This is a genomic window from Arachnia sp. (assembly GCF_057238465.1).
The window spans coordinates 12,729-30,144 of record NZ_DBHHFZ010000009.1 but is presented as its reverse complement, the minus strand read 5'-3'; the positions used below and the strand labels follow the sequence as shown (position 1 = coordinate 30,144).

At 64.1% G+C, this 17,416-nt stretch carries 18 protein-coding genes; 9 read left to right on the top strand and 9 right to left on the bottom strand.

Translation table 11 applies throughout. The features are described from left to right. Positions 1 to 145 precede the first annotated feature (145 nt). The 8 genes from ACO6D6_RS10260 to ACO6D6_RS10225 all read left to right on the top strand — a co-directional run bounded on the left by ACO6D6_RS10260 (position 146) and on the right by ACO6D6_RS10225 (position 4,681). A complete protein-coding gene (locus tag ACO6D6_RS10260; RefSeq protein WP_484785169.1) occupies positions 146 to 601 on the top strand; it encodes a DUF6301 family protein in 456 nt (151 codons plus the stop codon). A gap of 130 nt (positions 602 to 731) precedes the next feature. Then, positions 732 to 1,367 carry a TY-Chap domain-containing protein gene (locus ACO6D6_RS10255; RefSeq protein ID WP_484785168.1) on the top strand — a complete coding sequence of 212 codons (636 nt, stop codon included), beginning with the start codon at positions 732 to 734 and terminating at the stop codon, positions 1,365 to 1,367. A 55-nt stretch (positions 1,368 to 1,422) separates the two neighbouring features. Further along, positions 1,423 to 2,118: a hypothetical protein gene (locus tag ACO6D6_RS10250; protein ID WP_484785167.1), complete on the top strand. Its 696-nt coding sequence runs from the start codon at positions 1,423 to 1,425 to the stop codon at positions 2,116 to 2,118. 95 nt (positions 2,119 to 2,213) lie between these two features. Further along, complete coding sequence (locus ACO6D6_RS10245) at positions 2,214 to 2,669, top strand: DUF6301 family protein (RefSeq protein ID WP_484785166.1); 456 nt, start codon at positions 2,214 to 2,216, stop codon at positions 2,667 to 2,669. 285 nt (positions 2,670 to 2,954) lie between these two features. After that, positions 2,955 to 3,077: a hypothetical protein gene (locus tag ACO6D6_RS10240; protein ID WP_484785165.1), complete on the top strand. Its 123-nt coding sequence runs from the start codon at positions 2,955 to 2,957 to the stop codon at positions 3,075 to 3,077. After that, complete coding sequence (locus tag ACO6D6_RS10235; RefSeq protein WP_484785164.1) at positions 3,074 to 3,526, top strand: DUF6301 family protein; 453 nt, start codon at positions 3,074 to 3,076, stop codon at positions 3,524 to 3,526. The genes ACO6D6_RS10240 and ACO6D6_RS10235 overlap by 4 nt, the downstream gene beginning before the upstream one ends. A gap of 120 nt (positions 3,527 to 3,646) precedes the next feature. After that, on the top strand, positions 3,647 to 4,144 hold the full coding sequence (locus tag ACO6D6_RS10230; protein WP_484785163.1) for a TY-Chap domain-containing protein: 498 nt from the start codon (positions 3,647 to 3,649) through the stop codon (positions 4,142 to 4,144). 153 nt (positions 4,145 to 4,297) lie between these two features. Continuing rightward, a complete protein-coding gene (locus ACO6D6_RS10225; RefSeq protein ID WP_484785162.1) occupies positions 4,298 to 4,681 on the top strand; it encodes a hypothetical protein in 384 nt (127 codons plus the stop codon). Between the two features lie 35 nt (positions 4,682 to 4,716). On the opposite strand, the gene ACO6D6_RS10220 is transcribed toward ACO6D6_RS10225, so the two are convergent. Both ACO6D6_RS10220 and ACO6D6_RS10215 read right to left on the bottom strand, forming a co-directional pair. Then, positions 4,717 to 6,930, bottom strand: a complete 2,214-nt coding sequence (locus ACO6D6_RS10220; protein ID WP_484785161.1) for a glycoside hydrolase family 3 N-terminal domain-containing protein — start codon at positions 6,928 to 6,930, stop codon at positions 4,717 to 4,719. Beyond that, complete coding sequence (locus ACO6D6_RS10215; RefSeq protein WP_484785160.1) at positions 6,927 to 8,054, bottom strand: glycoside hydrolase family 5 protein; 1,128 nt, start codon at positions 8,052 to 8,054, stop codon at positions 6,927 to 6,929. Before ACO6D6_RS10215 ends, ACO6D6_RS10220 begins: the two co-directional genes overlap by 4 nt. 32 nt (positions 8,055 to 8,086) lie before the next feature. Here ACO6D6_RS10215 and ACO6D6_RS10210 point away from each other — a divergent pair, with 32 nt between their 5' ends. Next, on the top strand, positions 8,087 to 8,692 hold the full coding sequence (locus ACO6D6_RS10210) for a TetR/AcrR family transcriptional regulator (protein WP_484785159.1): 606 nt from the start codon (positions 8,087 to 8,089) through the stop codon (positions 8,690 to 8,692). Here the strand turns inward: ACO6D6_RS10210 and ACO6D6_RS10205 are convergent. The 7 genes from ACO6D6_RS10205 to ACO6D6_RS10175 form a co-directional block, all read right to left on the bottom strand. Continuing rightward, complete coding sequence (locus ACO6D6_RS10205) at positions 8,682 to 9,572, bottom strand: carbohydrate ABC transporter permease (protein ID WP_484785158.1); 891 nt, start codon at positions 9,570 to 9,572, stop codon at positions 8,682 to 8,684. The two genes, ACO6D6_RS10210 and ACO6D6_RS10205, sit on opposite strands and share 11 nt — an antisense overlap. Beyond that, entirely contained in the window at positions 9,572 to 10,480 is a 909-nt protein-coding gene (locus ACO6D6_RS10200) for an ABC transporter permease (protein WP_484785157.1), read from the bottom strand. The genes ACO6D6_RS10205 and ACO6D6_RS10200 overlap by 1 nt, the downstream gene beginning before the upstream one ends. 3 nt (positions 10,481 to 10,483) lie before the next feature. Continuing rightward, on the bottom strand, positions 10,484 to 12,184 hold the full coding sequence (locus ACO6D6_RS10195) for a type 2 periplasmic-binding domain-containing protein (RefSeq protein WP_484785156.1): 1,701 nt from the start codon (positions 12,182 to 12,184) through the stop codon (positions 10,484 to 10,486). A gap of 423 nt (positions 12,185 to 12,607) precedes the next feature. Next, positions 12,608 to 14,059 carry an ABC transporter ATP-binding protein gene (locus ACO6D6_RS10190; RefSeq protein WP_484785155.1) on the bottom strand — a complete coding sequence of 484 codons (1,452 nt, stop codon included), beginning with the start codon at positions 14,057 to 14,059 and terminating at the stop codon, positions 12,608 to 12,610. Next, positions 14,046 to 14,873: an ABC transporter permease gene (locus ACO6D6_RS10185; RefSeq protein ID WP_126378845.1), complete on the bottom strand. Its 828-nt coding sequence runs from the start codon at positions 14,871 to 14,873 to the stop codon at positions 14,046 to 14,048. The genes ACO6D6_RS10190 and ACO6D6_RS10185 overlap by 14 nt, the downstream gene beginning before the upstream one ends. Next, the gene (locus ACO6D6_RS10180; RefSeq protein WP_126378843.1) at positions 14,870 to 15,799 is read right to left on the bottom strand and encodes an ABC transporter permease; all 930 of its coding nucleotides are present in this window, start codon (positions 15,797 to 15,799) and stop codon (positions 14,870 to 14,872) included. The genes ACO6D6_RS10185 and ACO6D6_RS10180 overlap by 4 nt, the downstream gene beginning before the upstream one ends. 6 nt (positions 15,800 to 15,805) lie before the next feature. Continuing rightward, entirely contained in the window at positions 15,806 to 17,395 is a 1,590-nt protein-coding gene (locus tag ACO6D6_RS10175; protein WP_484785154.1) for an ABC transporter substrate-binding protein, read from the bottom strand. Positions 17,396 to 17,416: the final 21 nt, after the last annotated feature.

Below are 17,416 nucleotides of genomic sequence, written 5' to 3'. Positions count from 1 at the left end.
ACACTTTCCAGGCCAACCATCTTGACGAGGTCCCCATCGAATGGTGACACCACCCACCTCACAACCAGCAAAACCAGAAATGAAAGGACCCCTTCAAGAGCAAACAATCCCCACACCCAACAAGGGGAGGAGACCAAGCCGCACCATGACTGCACTGACCACCGAAGAGTTCATCACATGGGCCAACCGCCTCGCAAACCTCCCATGGCCCATGACCTTGGAAGAATTCACCACAACAGCAACCAAAGACTTCGGATGGAGCACTACCGAGGGGAAACAGCGATTCAATGCGAACTTTTCGATGTGTTCAGAACATGTTATGGTCACTAAGAGGAACGGAAAAGAAATCCGAAAATCTTATTTTCCGTTGGCTAGAGTGAAGACGGAAAGTCAAGATTGCGAGGTGCGACTGAATGATTTTTTCGTTAGTTATGCGACTGCCGGTTCAGAGACGTGGGGGGAACCGTTAAGGACAGAGCATGGTAAGGAGCCATTGATGGCATGGAGCCATCCGACCGGTTGCATCCTGCAGATCGTTCGAACGGATCCGTTGGTATTGTTTACTTTCTACACTCCACAAGGCGCCCGCTACTACGAGTGAAGATCCCTGAGTTGGGCAACAAGACCTTCAAGATCCTAGGTGTACTTCTTTGGGTGCATTGAGGGTGATTCACGGTCGTCCTCAACTGTGCCCTGACTAGGGATTTCACCGAAGAGGGGGCCGCCTGTAGATGAGCCTCATCATTGTGGGCTCATACAGCGCTTTCCCAAAGCTCCTCAGCCTAGCGCATAGCCAACCATGTACGAGAATCCACCTTTCTGCTAAACAATCCACCCCATCCCTCCGCGGAAGTGAGAACCTATTTATGACAGTATCCGAGACTTGGGAAGATTTCGAGTCAGCCTTGACGTCTGTGCTTCTCGATCTTGAGGAGCGGGAGATGGTCACCATCAAACTGGCGGGAGGTGAGATTCCGTTCATTCAGTTCGCTGGCCTAGGGTCCCTCAAGGGGGTTGATGAGATCCGAGCCGAGTTCTCCGCGGAGAATGTCGAAGACGACAGAGGCGGTTCCGTCACCTTCACGTCTGAGCAGCGTGCTTTCTTCACGCAGGCTGGTTTCGCGGTTGCGAAGGAAGGGCTCGTGTGGCGGCGTGACTATCCGTGGCCCACTCCCAGCCGCATCATCCTTGAGGTTGTTGCGGCCTGCATCACCCGCCTCCGCGACGTCGCGGGAATCGACAGCCCCCAACAACTGTGTTACATGGCTTGGCGATACCCCGTCTGGCAGGAAACCCCCCAGGGTGAGGAGTACATTCCCGGAGAAGTAGATCTTCCGATTCCCGAACTCGGTATCCCCCACGAATAGATCAAGATTTCGAGAACAGGTTTTGCTGCTCTAATGTGATCTACACTCCTGAAAGGTGACGAAGAACATGACTCACGATCTCGATGATATTTCCACACGCGCGTGTTGGACGCGTCTCAATGAAACACCAGAAGATATCGCCCACCGAACAATGTGTTTCATGAAAGAATTCTCAACCCGAATCAAGCTGGAGTGCTGGAGGCCGCTGAGGGATGAGTGGGATGGCACCGAGGAAGACTTGGTCACAGTGGTGAGGAACAATGCGGTAAGGACCGAGGAAGGCAAAATCAGCCGCGGCGCCGGATACAGCATCACCCTACTCAACGGCACTGACATTTTGAACACCGACTTCAATGTTTCCGCCGGCGAGGACCAGCTCTTCGAACGAATCGCTTCACCTCGTTTGATGCAGAAGTATTATCGGTCGGTGCATGCGTCGGCGGGTGAGTTGTGGGACGCCTCGGTTCACGCCGCCGTCACTGCCTTCGACCCCGCATTCGTCACCGGTCAGGAGCGAGCTGTTCTTCGCATGACCCGCCGGGGCGGCTGGAAGATCTCGTTCGGGTATCGGGTGTGGATCAATGACTGGGTCGGCAATGTCACCAGCCATGCGGAAGGCCTTACCACCGAGCGCCTCGGCAATGGCACCCTCATCCGAGTGCCTGATGACTGGCCGGCCCAGCGGGTTGTCGATGCCTTGACCGACACTTTCCAGGCCAACCATCTTGACGAGGTCCCCATCGAATGGTGACACCACCCGGCCCGCAACCCGCGAGATTGGAAAGGGGTGGGGCTCCTTCAAGGGGAAGCATTTCCTGTTCCAGCAAATGAGGAATAAGATACACTATGGCTGCTTTGACCACCGAAGAGTTCATCACATGGGCCAACCGCCTCGCAGGCCTCCCGTGGCCCATGACCACCGGAGAATTCGCGAAGATCGCGACGGGCGAGTTCGGATGGACCATTTTCGATGGCGACCAAGTGTTCACCGCCACTTTCTCGAACTGCTCCGAACTCGTCTTGGTCGGAACTGATCTTGGCGATAAAGTCAGTGATTCTCTTTTTCCTTTGGGTAGGGCTGGGTCGAAGGACCATGTGGACAAAACCTTGTTGAATGACCTGTCCGTCGAATATGTGAAGGCTGGTTCAGAAGCGTGGGGGGAACCGTTCAAGAGAGAGCATGGTAAAAAGCCGTTGATGGCGTGGAATCATCCGGCCGGCTGTATCTTGCAGATTGTCCGTACCAAGTCCTTGGTGTTGTTCACCTTTTTCACCCCTCAAGGGGCCCGCTACTATGAGTGAATGTCCCCTTCGTGGGACGGCTTGGGGCGATGCGTGAAGTGGATGTTATTTTGTGTGTTGATCGTTGCGTAGACGCGTAGATCATTTTCTTGAGCGTCCTTGGAAGGGGGGCGGGGGAGTGACAAGTCTGTTGCAAGAACACGGGTCTGCTATGGTGGCTGTGCGCTCCTGGATAAGTGCTGTTGTCACAGCCCTGTGACACCCCCGGGTATTGCTGGAACAGTACTTGGATGTGCTGGCTTCTTTCAGAGGCTGAAAACCGAGGGTGTTGAGGATGTCTATGAAATGGTCAATGCTCGAACCGACGGCACCGTCAGGGTGGGACAGTTTGATCTGGGTGGTAAGGTCATTCTCAAACTCAAGGACGGGCAACTCGTCACCGAATTCATCAAGAAAGAAACATCATGATCATATTCCCCCCACAAGAATTCATCACCTGGACCAACGCGCTCGTGCAGTTTCCGTGGCCCATCCAAGTCAACGACTTCCCCCCCTATGCGAAACAGCTGGGCTGGAAACCCACCTCGCTGCCGGATGAGTTCAGCGTACGTGCCGGTAATAACGGCGGGCGTGCGATTCTTGGCGACGACGAAGCTGGGGATGTGTACGAACTGTTTTTGCATATGGCGTCGAATGAGACCGAGGATGCTGAGGGTGCTGCTGAGTTGAATGATCATTTCGTGTCCTGTGTAGCTGCCGGAAAGAAGGCCTGGGGGGAGCCATTCCTACTGGAGGCCGGAGACGGTCCTAGCGTGACATGGAGGTTCCCCGGAGACATGTTCGCCCGGGTAGCAAGCGGGCGCTGGAGTGTCTTGTTTCGGTTTTTCACGCCCCAAGGGAAATACCAGTTCGTCTAGAAGACTCGAGTTTCACAAGAAGTGAAAGTGGGTGGGGTTTGGGCGGAATCGGTGATGGGTCCTGTGGAAAAGGCTTCCTCGTGTTTTGGTGTGGTCTATGTGTAAAGGAGTTTTGGGTATATGTCGTGGGATGATTTTGAGAAGAGGCTGTTTTCGACTGTCATGGCATTTCCGTCGCACACGATTTTGATTGTTGGTGTGCCGGATCGGGCCGGGAAGACGGGGACGCCGTTTGTGCAGTTTGGTGGGATCTATGCGTTTGGTCACAACACCACGATGACTGCTGAGTTGTCCTTGTTGAATGCCGGGAATCAGCGGGTCGCCTTCACCGAAGGGCAGCAGGCGGAGTTCCGGGAGTTGGGGTTTGCTCCTGATGAGGATGGTTTCACGTGGAAGCAGGAGCTTCCTTGGCCCACTCCCAGTCACATCATCAGGAATGTTGCTCGGGCGTGTGTCATCCGGCTTCGTGACATTGGTGGTGTCGACTCCCCGGAACGGCTCGTCTACAAGGCGTGGAGCTATCCCGATTATCGCGACGAGATCCCCGAGGAGGAGCGTAGTGTCGGGACCGATGCACTCGACCTCCCGTCCCTCGGCCTCCAGCGAGAACACACCTGATTCGGCAACTCACCCCAGGTTCCTGTCGGAAACCGTCAACCTCAACGCAACGCCCGCCGGCTGCTCGTGGGGATGGGCGGGGAAGGGGCAGTGACCGGGGTGCCGAGAGCTCACCGGACCCCCGGTCCACACCTGCGCCAAGAGACGCGCCCCATGGACAAGACCGACAGCCAGGCAGCGCGCGAACTTGCCCCGGACGTGTACGGCGGTGATCCCGCGAAGCTGGAGCGGACCTACGAGGCGTATCAGATGTTCTCGCGCTCCGCCGCATCGGCTATCAGCTACCGGAACTCCACCGCGAACATCCTGGCCAGGGCGGATTCCGCCGACGAGCCGCTCCGAAACTGCTTTCTGCGTTACGAGGAGGCAGGCACCCGGTCTCAGTCCGACACGCAACCGGTTGTCAGCAGGCATGCCGCCACTACGGCGACATCAGTGGTTGCCAGCGGCGCATCGTCGTCACCCCCGGTCAAGCACCGCCAGCCCACGAAGCCAGCCGGGGCCCGCTACCAACCACATGGCCTAATGCCCCCGTGATGGCGACGAACCCCACCCTTCCCCGCGGGCGAGGATCAGCCGATCCGGAAGCGCACCCTGTGCTGGTCCTCCGGACGGCTGCTGTGGCCGACCCGGAGCTCGAACTCGCCCGGCTCGACCACACGGGTGCCGTCGGCCAGGACCAGGCTCAGTTCGCTCGTCGGCAGCCGGAACTTCACCCTCGTCGTCTCACCCGGCGCCAGTGGCACCCGACGGAACGCCTTCAACTCCTGCTCCGCCCACGTCACCGACGTCACCACGTCGTGGACGTAGACCTGCACCACCTCCGTGCCATGACGCCCACCCGTGTTCGTCACGTCGACGCTGAACGCCACCTCGTCCCCGACCTCGGTGACCTGCAGCCCCGAGTACTCGAACGAGGTGTACGTCAGGCCCTCACCGAAAGCGAACAGCGGCCGGTACGTCAGATCGGCGTAACGATCCCCGTGCCAGCCCCGCACCCGGTTGTGGTAGACCGGCAGCTGCCCGGCGTGCCGCGGGAACGACACCGGCAACCGGCCCGACGGCTCCACCTGCCCCAGCAACACCGCAGCCAGAGCATCACCCCCGGCCGCCCCCGGGTTGAACGCCTCGACGATCGCCGCTGCCTCCTGCACCGACTCCGGCAGCACCAGCGGCTTCCCGTTGAGAAGCACCACCACCATAGGCGTTCCCGTCGCCCGGATCGCCTCCAGCAGCTGCCGCTGCGGCCCGAACAACTCCAGGGTCGCCGTCGAGCGACCCTCCCCGGTCAGGTTGATCGTGTCCCCGACCGCCACCACGGCCACATCGCTGTTCGCGGCCAGCGCGACGGCCTCCGCCAACTCCGTCTCATCCAGTGGCGCCGGGTGACAGATCTTCGGGCGGGGCTGACCGTCGTCGAAGAACTCACCCTCCGGATCCGGAACCAACTCCTCGATGCCGCAGCCCCGCGCGTGAGCGATCACCCAGTCCGACGGGGCCGCCGCCCGCAACCCGGCGAGCAGTGTCGTCGCAGGGGTGAGGGCCGGATCATTCATCCACGGACACTGACCGGAGGTGCCGGCCCAGTCGCCGAGGCAGGCAGCCATGTCGTCGGCCTGCGGCCCGAGCACCGCCACCTTCACCCTCTCACCGCGCAGCGGCAGCACCCCGTCGTTGTGGAGCAGCACCAGGCTCTTCGCCGCCAGTTCCAGGTTGATCCCACGGTGCTCCCGGCAGCCGATCTCCAGCCGCTGCCGCTCCACATCGGGGCGACGTGGATCCTCGAACAGCCCCATCCTGAACTTCACCGCCAAGATCCGCCGCACCGCCTCGTCCAGATCCGACGGCGCCAGCAGACCCCGCTCGATCGCCGCCAGGGCGCCGTCATGGAACTCGGGGGTGGACATGATGAGGTCGTTCCCGGCGTGCACCGCCAGAGCCGCCGCTTCCGCGAAATCCGCCGCCACCTTCTGCACCCGCACCAGATGACCGACGTTGTCCCAGTCCGTGACGAGCAACCCCTCGAAACCCCACTCCTGTTTCAGCACCCCGTGGAGCAGCCACCGATTGAGGGTGATCGGTACCCCGTCGATGGCCTGGTAGCCGAGCATGAACGTGTCCGCCCCCTCCCTGACCAGCCGCTCGAACGGTGGCAGGAACCAGGAACGCAGCTTGCGTGGGGTCAGATCCGCCTCCGAGGCGTCCAACCCGCCCTGGGTCTCCGAGTAGCCCGCGAAGTGCTTCGCGCACGACAGGATCCGCGTCGGATCCGCGTCGCCGTCGCCCCGGTAGCCGCGCACCATCGCCGCAGCCAGCTCGCCGATGAGATGCGGATCCTCCCCGAAGGTCTCGTTCACCCTGCCCCAGCGCAGCTCGCGGGCGATGCAGGCGAGCGGCGAGAACGTCCATGTCACCCCCGTCGCCGAAGTCTCCCGCGCCGTCACCCTGGCCGCCCGTTCGACGGCGTCAGGGTCGAAGGAACACGCCATCGACAACGGCGTCCCGAACACCGTCGCGCCCGGCCAGAAACCGTGGCCGTGGATGGCGTCGTCTGCGATGAGCAGCGGAATGCCGAGCCGGGTCCGGGCGGCCGCGTCGATGGCGTCGTCGATCGTCGCCGGGTCGGTGTGCAGGAGAGATCCGACGGGGTGACGCTCGATGACGGTGCGCGGGTTGCTCCAGGCGGGCAGCTGCATCATCTGAGCCACCTTCTCCTCCACCGTCATGAGAGCGAGGAGACCGGCGACGCGGTCCTCGACGGCGGCGTTGGGGTCGTGGTGGATCATGAGTGGGCTCCTCGGATCGGCAGGGCCTGGATGACGGGGGTCTGGGTGTCGCAGTGCTCCAGCTGGATGTTGTGGAGGAACTCTGACAGAAGCTCCGCGGCCCGCTCCCGGTCCGGACCGTCCCCCTCTGCCTCCGCGAGGGCGACGAGCTCGGCCCAGCCCTCGGGGACGGGTGCGCTGAGCGGGGAAGTGGTGGTGCCGAGTTTCTTCCAGCACCAGAAGTTCCACGAGAGACCCAGCTCCTCGCAGGTGTGGAACATCGAGTGCAGCCACTCGGGCGAGTTCTCGCCGGACTCGCCCATGTAGGTGGCCATCCCCAGCGACGCGGCCCGGCTGCGGATCGCCTCGAACCGTTCCGTATTGACCGGCGACCAGTAATGGTGGAACTGCAGGCAGGCGTTGTCGTCGAGCGGTTCGGTGAACATGGAGAACTCCGTCGCCCAGTGCGCCCCCTCATACATCACCAGGTGCTCCGGGTCCTCGGCGCGGACGGCGTCGGTGAGCTCGCGGTACAGCGGAACCAGTTGCGGCCACAACTTCCGGTGGGCCTCCGGAAGGGGCTCGTTGAGCAGGTCGTAGCCGAGCAGCGCGGGATGGCTGCGGTAGCGACGGGCCAGCCGTCGCCACAACTCGATGCACAGCTCCCGGGCGTGACCATCCGTGAACAGTTCGGGCAGGTCGGCAACGGAGTCGTCGATGTTGGTGCCGGTCTGCCCACCGGGGGCGGCGTGGAGGTCGAGGAGCACTCGCAAACCGTGCTCCCGGCACCACTCGAAGCAGCGGTCGACAAGTTCGTGGCCCTCCGCGACATCCTCCCCGTCGGCGGTGATGAACAGCCGCGAATTGAGGGGGAGCCGGATGTGGTCGAAACCGAGCGCGGCGATGGCGGCCACGTCGTCCCGGGTGAAGAAGGTGGCGCGGAAGGTGCGCCAGAAGACGGCCGCATCCTCCTCGCCGATGACCTCCCGGATGAGGTGTTCGATGCGACGCGGTGACGTCGCTCCTTTGGTGAAACGCCACATGTAACCCTCGGGGAGCAACCAGTTTCCGATGCCCACACCGCGCAGCAGCACAGGCGCCCCTCCGACCGTCAGTTCTCCGTCACGACAACGCACAGGCTCCATTGCTTCACCTTTCGGGTACTAGTGTGTCCTCCGTGCGAACTGGTGGGCGTCCCACGCGACGCGAAGAGGTGGTGGCGGCAGCCACCGAGGCTTTTGCGCGCGGCGGCTACAACGGTGTCTCGTTGCGCGACATCGCCGCCCGCCTGAACATGACCCCCGCAGGGGTGCTCCATCACTTCGGCACGAAGGAGGAACTCCTCACCGCGGTGCTGGAGGCCCGCGACCGCGACGAGGTGGACCGGGAACACTACGCCACCTTCCCCCACGGCGCCGACTACCTCGCCCACATGGTGCGCACCGTCAAACTCAACGCGGAACGGCGCGGCATCACGCAGCTGTACACGGTGCTGGCGGGCGAATCGGTCGCCGAGGAGCATCCGGCCCAGGACTGGTTCCGGAGCCGCTACGAGGGGCTGCGTCACATCGTCGACGACGCCCTGAGGCTCGCAGCCGAGGTGCCCGACGGGGCGCTCGTCGCCGAGTCCTTGCAGGCGGCCGAGGCGGTCATCGCCGTCATGGATGGCATGCAGATCCAGTGGCTGCTCGACGACCGGGTGGCGATGGCCCCGACCGTGAGACGGGTCATCGACATGGTCGTCGCCGACCTGCGCAACCGCGTCGCGGAACTCACCCCTTGATCGCACCGGTCAGCATCCCCTTGGTGAAGAACTTCTGGACGAACGGGTACACCACCAGCACCGGCAGCGTCGCCAGCACGATCACCGCGAACTGCACCACCATCCCCGGCGGGGGTGGCACACCCGGCGGTTGGACGGTGTTGAGTGTCTGCCCCTGAACCACGTACTGGTTGAGGACCACCTGGATCGGCCACTTCGACGGGGTGCTGATGTAGAGCAGCGCGTTGAAGAAGGTGTTCCAGTAGCGGACCGCGTAGAACAGCGAGATGACCGCGAGGATCGGCTTCGACAGCGGCAACACGATCCGCCAGAAGATCTGCCACTCCGAGGCGCCGTCGATGCGTGCGGACTCCGTCAGTTCCTGCGGCAGCTCCATGAAGAAGTTGCGGATCACCACCATGTTGAAGGCGTCGATGAGTCCCGGGACGATGAGCGAAGCCCAGCTGTCGAGCATCCCCAGCTGTTTCACGAGCAGGTAGTTGGGGATCATGCCGGCGCTGAACAGCATCGTCGCGAGGACGTAGACGAGCGCCCCCTTGCTGTACGGCACCTCCCGGGTCCGGCTGAGTCCGTAGGCGAGGGTCGTCGTGAACAGCATCGAGGTCACGGTGCCGACGACGGTGATGAACGCCGTCACCAGCAGCGAGTTGCGGACCACGCCGCCACGCAGCAGCGCGGCATAGGTGTCGAGGCTGAAACTCTTCGGCCACGGATCACCGGAGGTCGCGGCCTCGGCCGAACCGAAGGACCAGACGATGACGTGGAGGAACGGGTAGATCATCGCCACCACGAGGAACGTCAGGATGATGGCCTTGAGGACGCTGACGACAGGGTTCGGTCGCCCCATCCACAGCGGCCGGTGTGCGCTGGCCCTGGACATCAGAACACCCCCGATCCGCCGACGCGTTTGGCGAAGCGATTCGCCGCGATGATGAGCACCGTCGCGACGATGCCCTTGAGCAGCCCCGCAGCGGTGGACAGACCCCAGTCGCCGCCGAGGATGCCCCGGAAGTAGACGAAGGTGTCCAGCACCTGGGCGGCGTCCTTTCCGACGGCGGGTTGCTGGAGCAGCAGCTGCTCGAAGCCGACGTTGAGGATGCCGCCGATCTCGAGGATGAGCAGGAGACTGACGATGGGCATGATGCCGGGCAGGGTGACGTGCCACATGCGTTTCCAGCTGCCCGCCCCGTCGACGGCGGCGGCCTCGTACAGCTCCTGCGGGATCCCGGAGATCGCGGCGAAGTAGATGATGGTGCCCCATCCGACGCTCTTCCAGATGGACTGGGCCACCACGAGGAACTTGAAGGTGTCGGGGTCACTCATGAGGTTGAACCCCTGCACCCCGAAGTCGGCGAGGACGTGGGCGAGGGCTCCGGAACCCCCGAAGAGCTTCTGCCAGATCGAGATGACGATCACCCAGGACAGGAAGTGGGGCAGGTAGACCACGGACTGGATGAACTTCTTCATCCTGGGTGAGATGAGGGAGTTGATGAGCAACGCCAGCATGATCGGGGCTGGGAAGGCGAAGACCAGGAGCAGCAGCGCGATCACCAAGGTGTTGGTGAGGGCGTTGAACAGCTCGGGGTCGGTGAAGATCCTGACGAAGTTGTCGAAGCCGACGAACTTCGATCCGGCGATCCCCTTGAACGGACGATAGTCCTGGAAGGCGACGATGTTGCCCAGCATCGGTAGATAGGCGAACACCGTGAAGAAGAGCAGCCCGGGGATGATGAAGACGTACATCGTCTTCACCCGGGCCGCTCGCTGCATGCGGGACCGGGTGGTCATGGGCTACTTCGTGGGGCTCGGCGAGGAGGGGGCGGCGCTCTCGCGGGCGTTGTACTTCTCCTGGTAATCGTCGAGGGCCTCCTGACCTCCCTGCCGCAGCCATTCCTGCAGGAAGGCCGGGTAGTCGGTGACAGGGCGGCGTCCGTACAGCATGCCCGTGACGTAGTCGTCCTTGATGGAACCGCGGGTTCCGGCGGAACGGCTCGCCTTCTCCGAGACCAGGCCGAGGATGGGGCTGCTCACCGGGTCCTTCGAGAGGGTCTCGACGGTGGTGAAGAAGTTGTCCGCCTTGTCCGTGAGGTCCGGGGGGATGAGGTAGTTGTTGTTGACCGGGGAGACACCGAGCCAGCTGAGCGCCCCGTGGTCGCTGTGGGCTGCCTCGTCCTGGGTCTTCTTGATCGCGCCGTCGGGCTCCCGGGTGAAGTGGACACCCTCGATGCCGTTGTTGATGAACTGGTACTCCTCGGAACCGTACGGGGACCGCAGCCAGTTGAGGATGCTGAGGAGCAGCTTCTGGCGGGCCGGGTCGGTGACGCGGGAGCTGATGCCGACGATGCCCCAGTAGCCGTCGGTGCGCACCACGGTGAGGGTGGCGTCGGGTGCGGTCGGCGGCACGAAGAAGGAGAGGTCCGCGCCGGGGGTGCTGTCGCGCAGTTTACGGATCTGCGAGTCGAGGAAGAACGCGTTGTAGGAGTCGCGGTTGAAGCCGACCTGCCCGTTCTCGAGCTTCTGCGACTTGTTGCTGGCGGTCGGGTCGGGGAACACGGCGCCGCCGTCCCAGAAGCGACGCAGGTACTCGACGACCTCCGGGTACCGCGGGTGCTGGAACTTGTGACGAAGCTTCCCGGTGTCGTCGAGCTGCCACTCCGGGCCGATCCCGAACATCCACTCAACCACCTCGGTGAGGGGGCCGAGATCGAGCATCGGGTAGAACTCCTTGCCGTGGAGGCTCTTGAGCTTGCCCATCTCGATGAACCGGTTGAGGAACTCGTCGGTGGTGGATCCGAGATCCGTGGCGCCGATGGCCTGGAGGGCGTCGGACCGGATCACGGGGAAGCGGGTCAGCACCGGATCCTCGTTGGGGATGCCGAGGATGCGGCCGTGTTTGCTGGAGCGCTGCCAGGTCTCGGTGCGGATGTGGGCGAGATGGGGCCACTCGAGGACCTTGTCCCCGGCGAGCAGCTCACTGAGGTCGAGCAGGGCTCCGTCCTCGGTGGCCTGGAGGCCCTGGGGGGTCGTGTCCTGGACGAACATGAGATCGGGCAGGTTCCCGGAGGCGAGGAGGGTGGCGAACTTGTCGTTGTAACTGGCGCTGGGCGCGAGGTTGGCCTTGTAGGTGACGCCGAGGCGTTTGTTGAGTTCCTGGAGCCACAGGTTCTTCGCGTCGTCCTGGGGCGGGGTGCCCCAGAGGATCTGGAAGGTGGTGACCTCGCTGCCGTCACCGGGGGGTGAGGCGACGGCCTTGGTGACTTCCTTGAGAGGTGTGGTGTACATGGTGGGCACGCCGGGGAGGGAGCCGACGCGGCCTCCGGCGACGACGGGGGGCGGCACATGCGTGGGCCAGGTGGCCGTTGCAGTGACGTCCTTACCGCCGCCGCCGGTGGGGGAGCCGTTCCCGCATGCGGCGAGTGCCGCCGCGCCGAGGCTGCTGGCGGCGAGGCCGAGCATGCTCCGTCGGGTGAGGGGGGTGGTTGGACCGAACATGTCAGGACCTCCTTGTCGCAACTGCAGGCTCGCGGAACGCTCCGCACATCAAGCCTAACAGTTGTTAAGTTAGAGGCCTAGAGCAGATGGCGTACACGTCTGCCATCCAAATGGTTGAGGAGGGTGCGGCCTCCAGGATCCGCCTGACGGATCAGCTCGCCGGGTCCAGCAGGAACCTGGCGAAGGCCTTAGCGGCGTCGGAGCCGCCCGGGTCGGTCGGTTTTGTTCGGCTTGAAGTTGGTTGAGCCGGTCTGCTCGCTCTGCGAGCTGGCCGTGTCGAAACCATGGTGACCGTGTCCGGGGAGCCGGGGTGGGTGTGCTTTTTGGCTGCCGGGTGGTTTCGACTCAGCCGTTCGCTTCGCTCACGTGCTGGCTCAACCGGCTTCTGGGGGTGGTTTCGACTCGGGCCGGGCGCGACCCCCTTCATTGTTGTTGCTGCACCACCCCGTCTCGGAACACCAGCAACCGGTCGACCATCGTCTGCAACCGGGCGGTGTCATGACTGACGACGACCACCGCAGCCCCTTCGTCAGCTGCCGCGGTGAGCATGGAGCAGCTGACCTGGGCGCTCAGCACGTCGAGACTGGCGCTTGGTTCGTCGGCGACGATGACGGCGGGCCGGGCGACCATCGCGCGGGCAATCGCCACACGTTGCGCCTGCCCCACCGAGAGCTCACGGGACCTGCGGCGGGGATCCACCGCGCCGAGTCCGATCTCGGCCAGTTTCTCCTGCGCCAGCTCCACCCATTCGTCCCTGCTCCGGCGTTCCCCGCGCGCCCGCAACGGCTCGGCCAGGCAACGCCAGATCGGCCAACGCGGCGACAGACTGCCAACCGGGTTCTGGAACACCGGCATCACGAAACCCGCGGGTCGTCGGTGCACCGCGCCGGTGTCCGGTAGGAACTCGACCCTGCCCGCCTGGGGTTGCTCCAATCCGGCGAGCAACCGGAGCAGCGTGGATTTACCGCAGCCGCTCGGCCCCTGGATTCCCAACACCTGACCGGCCCGCACCGTCAGATCCAGGTCCTGGAACAGGGGGGTTCCGTAACCGTGGGTGAGTCCCTGCGCCCGGATCACGGGCCGCCCGGCCGGCCGGGGATCACCGGGTGCCGTATTGAGACGGGGACAGGCCTCGACCAGACGTCGAGTCGCTGAGGTCTGGGGATGGGTCAGCAACTCCAAGGTGGCCCCGTCCTCGACGATCCGCCCCTGGTGCATCACCAGGGTCCGGTCACAGTGCTCCCCGATCAGGGATAGGTCGTGGGTGATGAGCAGCAGCCCCGTGGAACGTTCGTCGATCAGCCCAAGCACACCGTCGGCGAGTTCCGCATCCAGGGCGCTGGTCGGCTCATCCGCCAGGACGAGCCGGGGATGATGCACGGTGCCCGCCGCGATTGATGCCCGCTGCAACATCCCACCCGAAAATGCGTGGGGTCGTTCCTGTGCTCGGCGTTGTGCATCCTCGATGCCCACCGAGCCGAGCTGGCTGGGGGCTGCCTGCTCCGGGGGCCTGAGCCGGTGCATCCGCCAGGCCGCCTCGATGTGGTGCCGGATGCTGCGCAACGGGTCGCAGGCCGCGTAGGGATCCTGTGCGATGTATCCGACGACCAGTCCCCGGGCGGCCCGGATCCGTTCCGGATCGCCGTGCACCATGTCGATTCCGGTCACCTCGACCCGTCCTGTCACCTCACTGCCGATGGGCAGCAGCCCCAACAGTGCCTTGACCAGGGTGGACTTCCCGGACCCGGAGGAACCAACCAGCGCTACGCGAGCCCCGGTGGGGATCTCCACGCTCACCTCATCGAGGGCCTTCACCCCGTTGGGATAGGTTACGCTCAACGCCTCCACGGTGATGAGAGGTTCACGCGACGGCATTGCCCACCTCCGTCACATCCCGTAGCCCATCGGCGATGAGAGCAGCAGCGGCCATGCTCATGAACAACCCGAGCCCCGGCCCGATCAGCTGCCAGGGCGCCGCGGCCGAGGTGCTGCGGACCTCGGAGAGCATGTTGCCCCACTCCGCCGTAGGAGGTTGCGCTCCCAACCCGAGGAAGGAAAGACCACTCAACGCCAAGATGGTCGATCCGATGTCCAAGGTGGCCAACACCATAACCTGGTTCCAGACCATCGGGATGATGTGCCCGGTCAGGATCCGCCACGACGACACCCCCGCCATGCGCGCCGCCTGGACATAGGGTTCCTGCCTGCACCCGAGGGCGCAGGTGCGGGCCAGCCGGGCCAACCCCGCCCAGCCGGTGATCGACATCGCCAGGATCAGGTTGGGGAAACTCGGGCCGAGCAGACCGACGATGGCCAACGCCAGCACCTGGGAGGGCAGACCGAGCATGATGTCGATCAACCGGCTGATGACCGCGTCGACCACTCCTCCGCTCAACGCGGCCCCGACCCCCGCGAGCATCCCGACGGCTGATGTGATGAGGAAAACCGTCACGGCAGCCCCCAGCGATGTGGTGCCGCCGACCAGGGAACGGGTCAGCAGATCACGACCGGCCTGATCCGTGCCGAAGAGATGACCGGGACTGGGTGCCTGGAGCTGCGCCTTGTAGTCGACCTGGTCGGGGTCCATCGCGAACAGCGGCCCGGCGAGCACCAGCAGGGCCAGCACCACGGCCAGGATGATTCCCAGCCGTCCCTCCCTGTGCCGCCACAGGGCGCGCCAGGTGGTCATGTCGTAGCCTTCCGGGAGGGATCGATCCGGACCAGCAGCAGATCGGTGACCAGACTGGTGACCAGGTAGACCACCACGGCGAACAGGGCCGTCGCGGCGATGACGGGGAGATCGCGGGTGTCGATGGCCTTGACCACGTACAACCCCACACCCGGCCAGGTGAACACCGTCTCCACCACGGGGGCGCCACCCAGCAGGGCCGCGGCGCTGAGCCCGATCACGGTCAACATGGGTGGGGCGGCATGGGGTAGCAGATGCCGGGTGAGCAGGTAATTCCTGGAAGCTCCCCGGCCCCGGGCAACGCTGAGGAAGGGAGCGTTACGGGTCTCCAACAGCCCGGTACGCAACAGCCGCGACCACGTGGCGGCAGGTCCCAGGGCCAAGGTGAGGGCGGGAAGGAACACCGTCGCGATGGTGCCGTCTGCCAAGACCCGTCCCAGCCCGAGACGCAGCGTGATCACCTCCACCAACACCACCCCGATGAGGAAGGATGGCAGGGACAGCGCAACCAGCGCGAATCCACGCGACAGGGTGTCAGGCCAACGTGACGCCCACAGCGCCGCCGGGATCCCCAGCACCATGGTGAGGGCCAGGGCCAGCAGCAGCGCCACCACGGTCAGCAACACGGTGGCGGGCAGCCTGCTGAGGAATTCGTCGGAGATGGGACGACCCGTCGCCCAGGACGGTCCCAGATCGCCACGCACCAGACCGGTCATCCAATCCAGGTAACGCAGGACCAAGGGACGGTCCAGGCCGAGTTCGGCACGCAGCGACTCCACCTGCTCCGCCGTGGGTTCCGGGATGCCCCGGGCCTGGAGGATCCGCAGGGCGGGATCCCCCAGGGTGAAGGCCATCAGGGACCAGATGGCGATGCTCACCACGAGCAGGGAAAGCAGCCCCTGCCCGACACGCCGCAGCGCGTACATCGCGGTTCAGGCGCCGACGCGGGTGGTGGCATCCACCCAGATGAGGGCATGCTGCGGGGTGTAGTTCGGCACCCGCTGTCCGACGACCACCGCCGGGCGGCGGCGGCCACAGAACCCGTTGTAACCCTGATCACCGATGCGTTGCTGGATCCTGACCAGCAGGTCCTTGGCCGCCGTCCCGTCGAGGGTGACCGCGAGTTCATCTATGAGGGAATCCAGCTCCGGATCACTGATGTGGGAGTAGTTGCGGTTCCCGCCGGTGCGGTAGTAACGCTGCAGGGGCGGGATGGGATTGCCACCGAAGGAAACGGTCCCGTTGCTGACGACGCCGATGTCCCAGTTGCTGCCCTCCATCTCGGCGGTGGTGTCGGAAACCTGCCGGATGGTGACCCGGATGCCGTGTTCCTTGAACTGGGCCTGCAGGGCCAGGGCAAGGGTGTCGGAATCGGGTTGCTGCGGATAGGTCAGCAGTTCGAAGGCGATCGGTTCCCCGCTGCTCAGCAGCCAGCCATTGTCGGACCTGGTGGCACCCGCCTCACCGAGCAACTGCTCCGCCTCTGCCACATCGGTCTTCCAGATGTCGATGGCATAGGGGAGCTTCGGGTCGTAGAAGGAGCTGACGGGTTCGTAGAAGCCCTGCATCACATCGGTGGCGATGGCCTTGTAGTCGATGAGACGCAGCAGGGCGCGTCGCACCTTGGCCTCGGCGAGCACAGGCTTGGTGACATTCATGGTGAGGCAGAAGCTGGGGCCGCCGGGTTCACCCAGGCTGAACTTCGCCCGGGCGTCGCCCTCCAGGCTCTTGGCCTGCTGGGTGGGTGGGTAGAGCGCGATGTCCACCTCCCCGTTCTGGACGGCCTTGATCCGGGCCCCTGCGTCGGAGACGAAGAGCACCTCGACCCCACCCAGCCCCGGGGTACCGTTCCAGTAGTTGGGATTGGCGGTCATCACCAGTTTCTCGTCACTCAGGGAGACCGGAACGTAGGGACCGGTGTAGATCTTGGCGTCGATGAGTTTCTGTGGATCGTCGCCGGTGCCCTCGTAGCTCGGCAGATCGAAGACGGTGAAGCAGGCCTCGTCGGCCAGGATGTTGCGCAGCCCGGGTGTGGGAGCCTGGGTGGTCAGCAGCAGGGACTTGTCCCGGTCAACGACGACGGTGGCTCCGGGGAGTTGCTCCGTGACGGTCTTGTTGTTGGCCAGGTGCCAGGTCATGAGGGCCGCCAACTGGTCGGCGCCCAGCGGGTTGCCGTTTTGGAAAGTGATGCCCTCCTTGAGGCTGAGCCGCCAAGTCCGGTCGCCCTCGTTGACGGCGTCCTTCAGCAGCCAGTCGGTGGGGTTGCCATCGGGTTGGGGACGCAATAGCAGCTCGGCGTAGCCGAATTCGTTGCCCCAGAAACCGGTCTTTAGCGGGACGAGGTTCTGGATGGCGAAACCGGTGGCGAGTTTGAGAACCGCCTGGGCGTCGGGGCTGGCTGCGCTGGACGCGGCCTCCTCCGGCTTCTGGAAGGCACATCCGGCGGTGACGGAGACAGCTGCCGCGGCCAGTCCGGCACGGAACAGGGTGCGGCGGGATAGGGGGGTGGGGAACACGTCCATGGGTCGCTCCTGGTTTTCTGG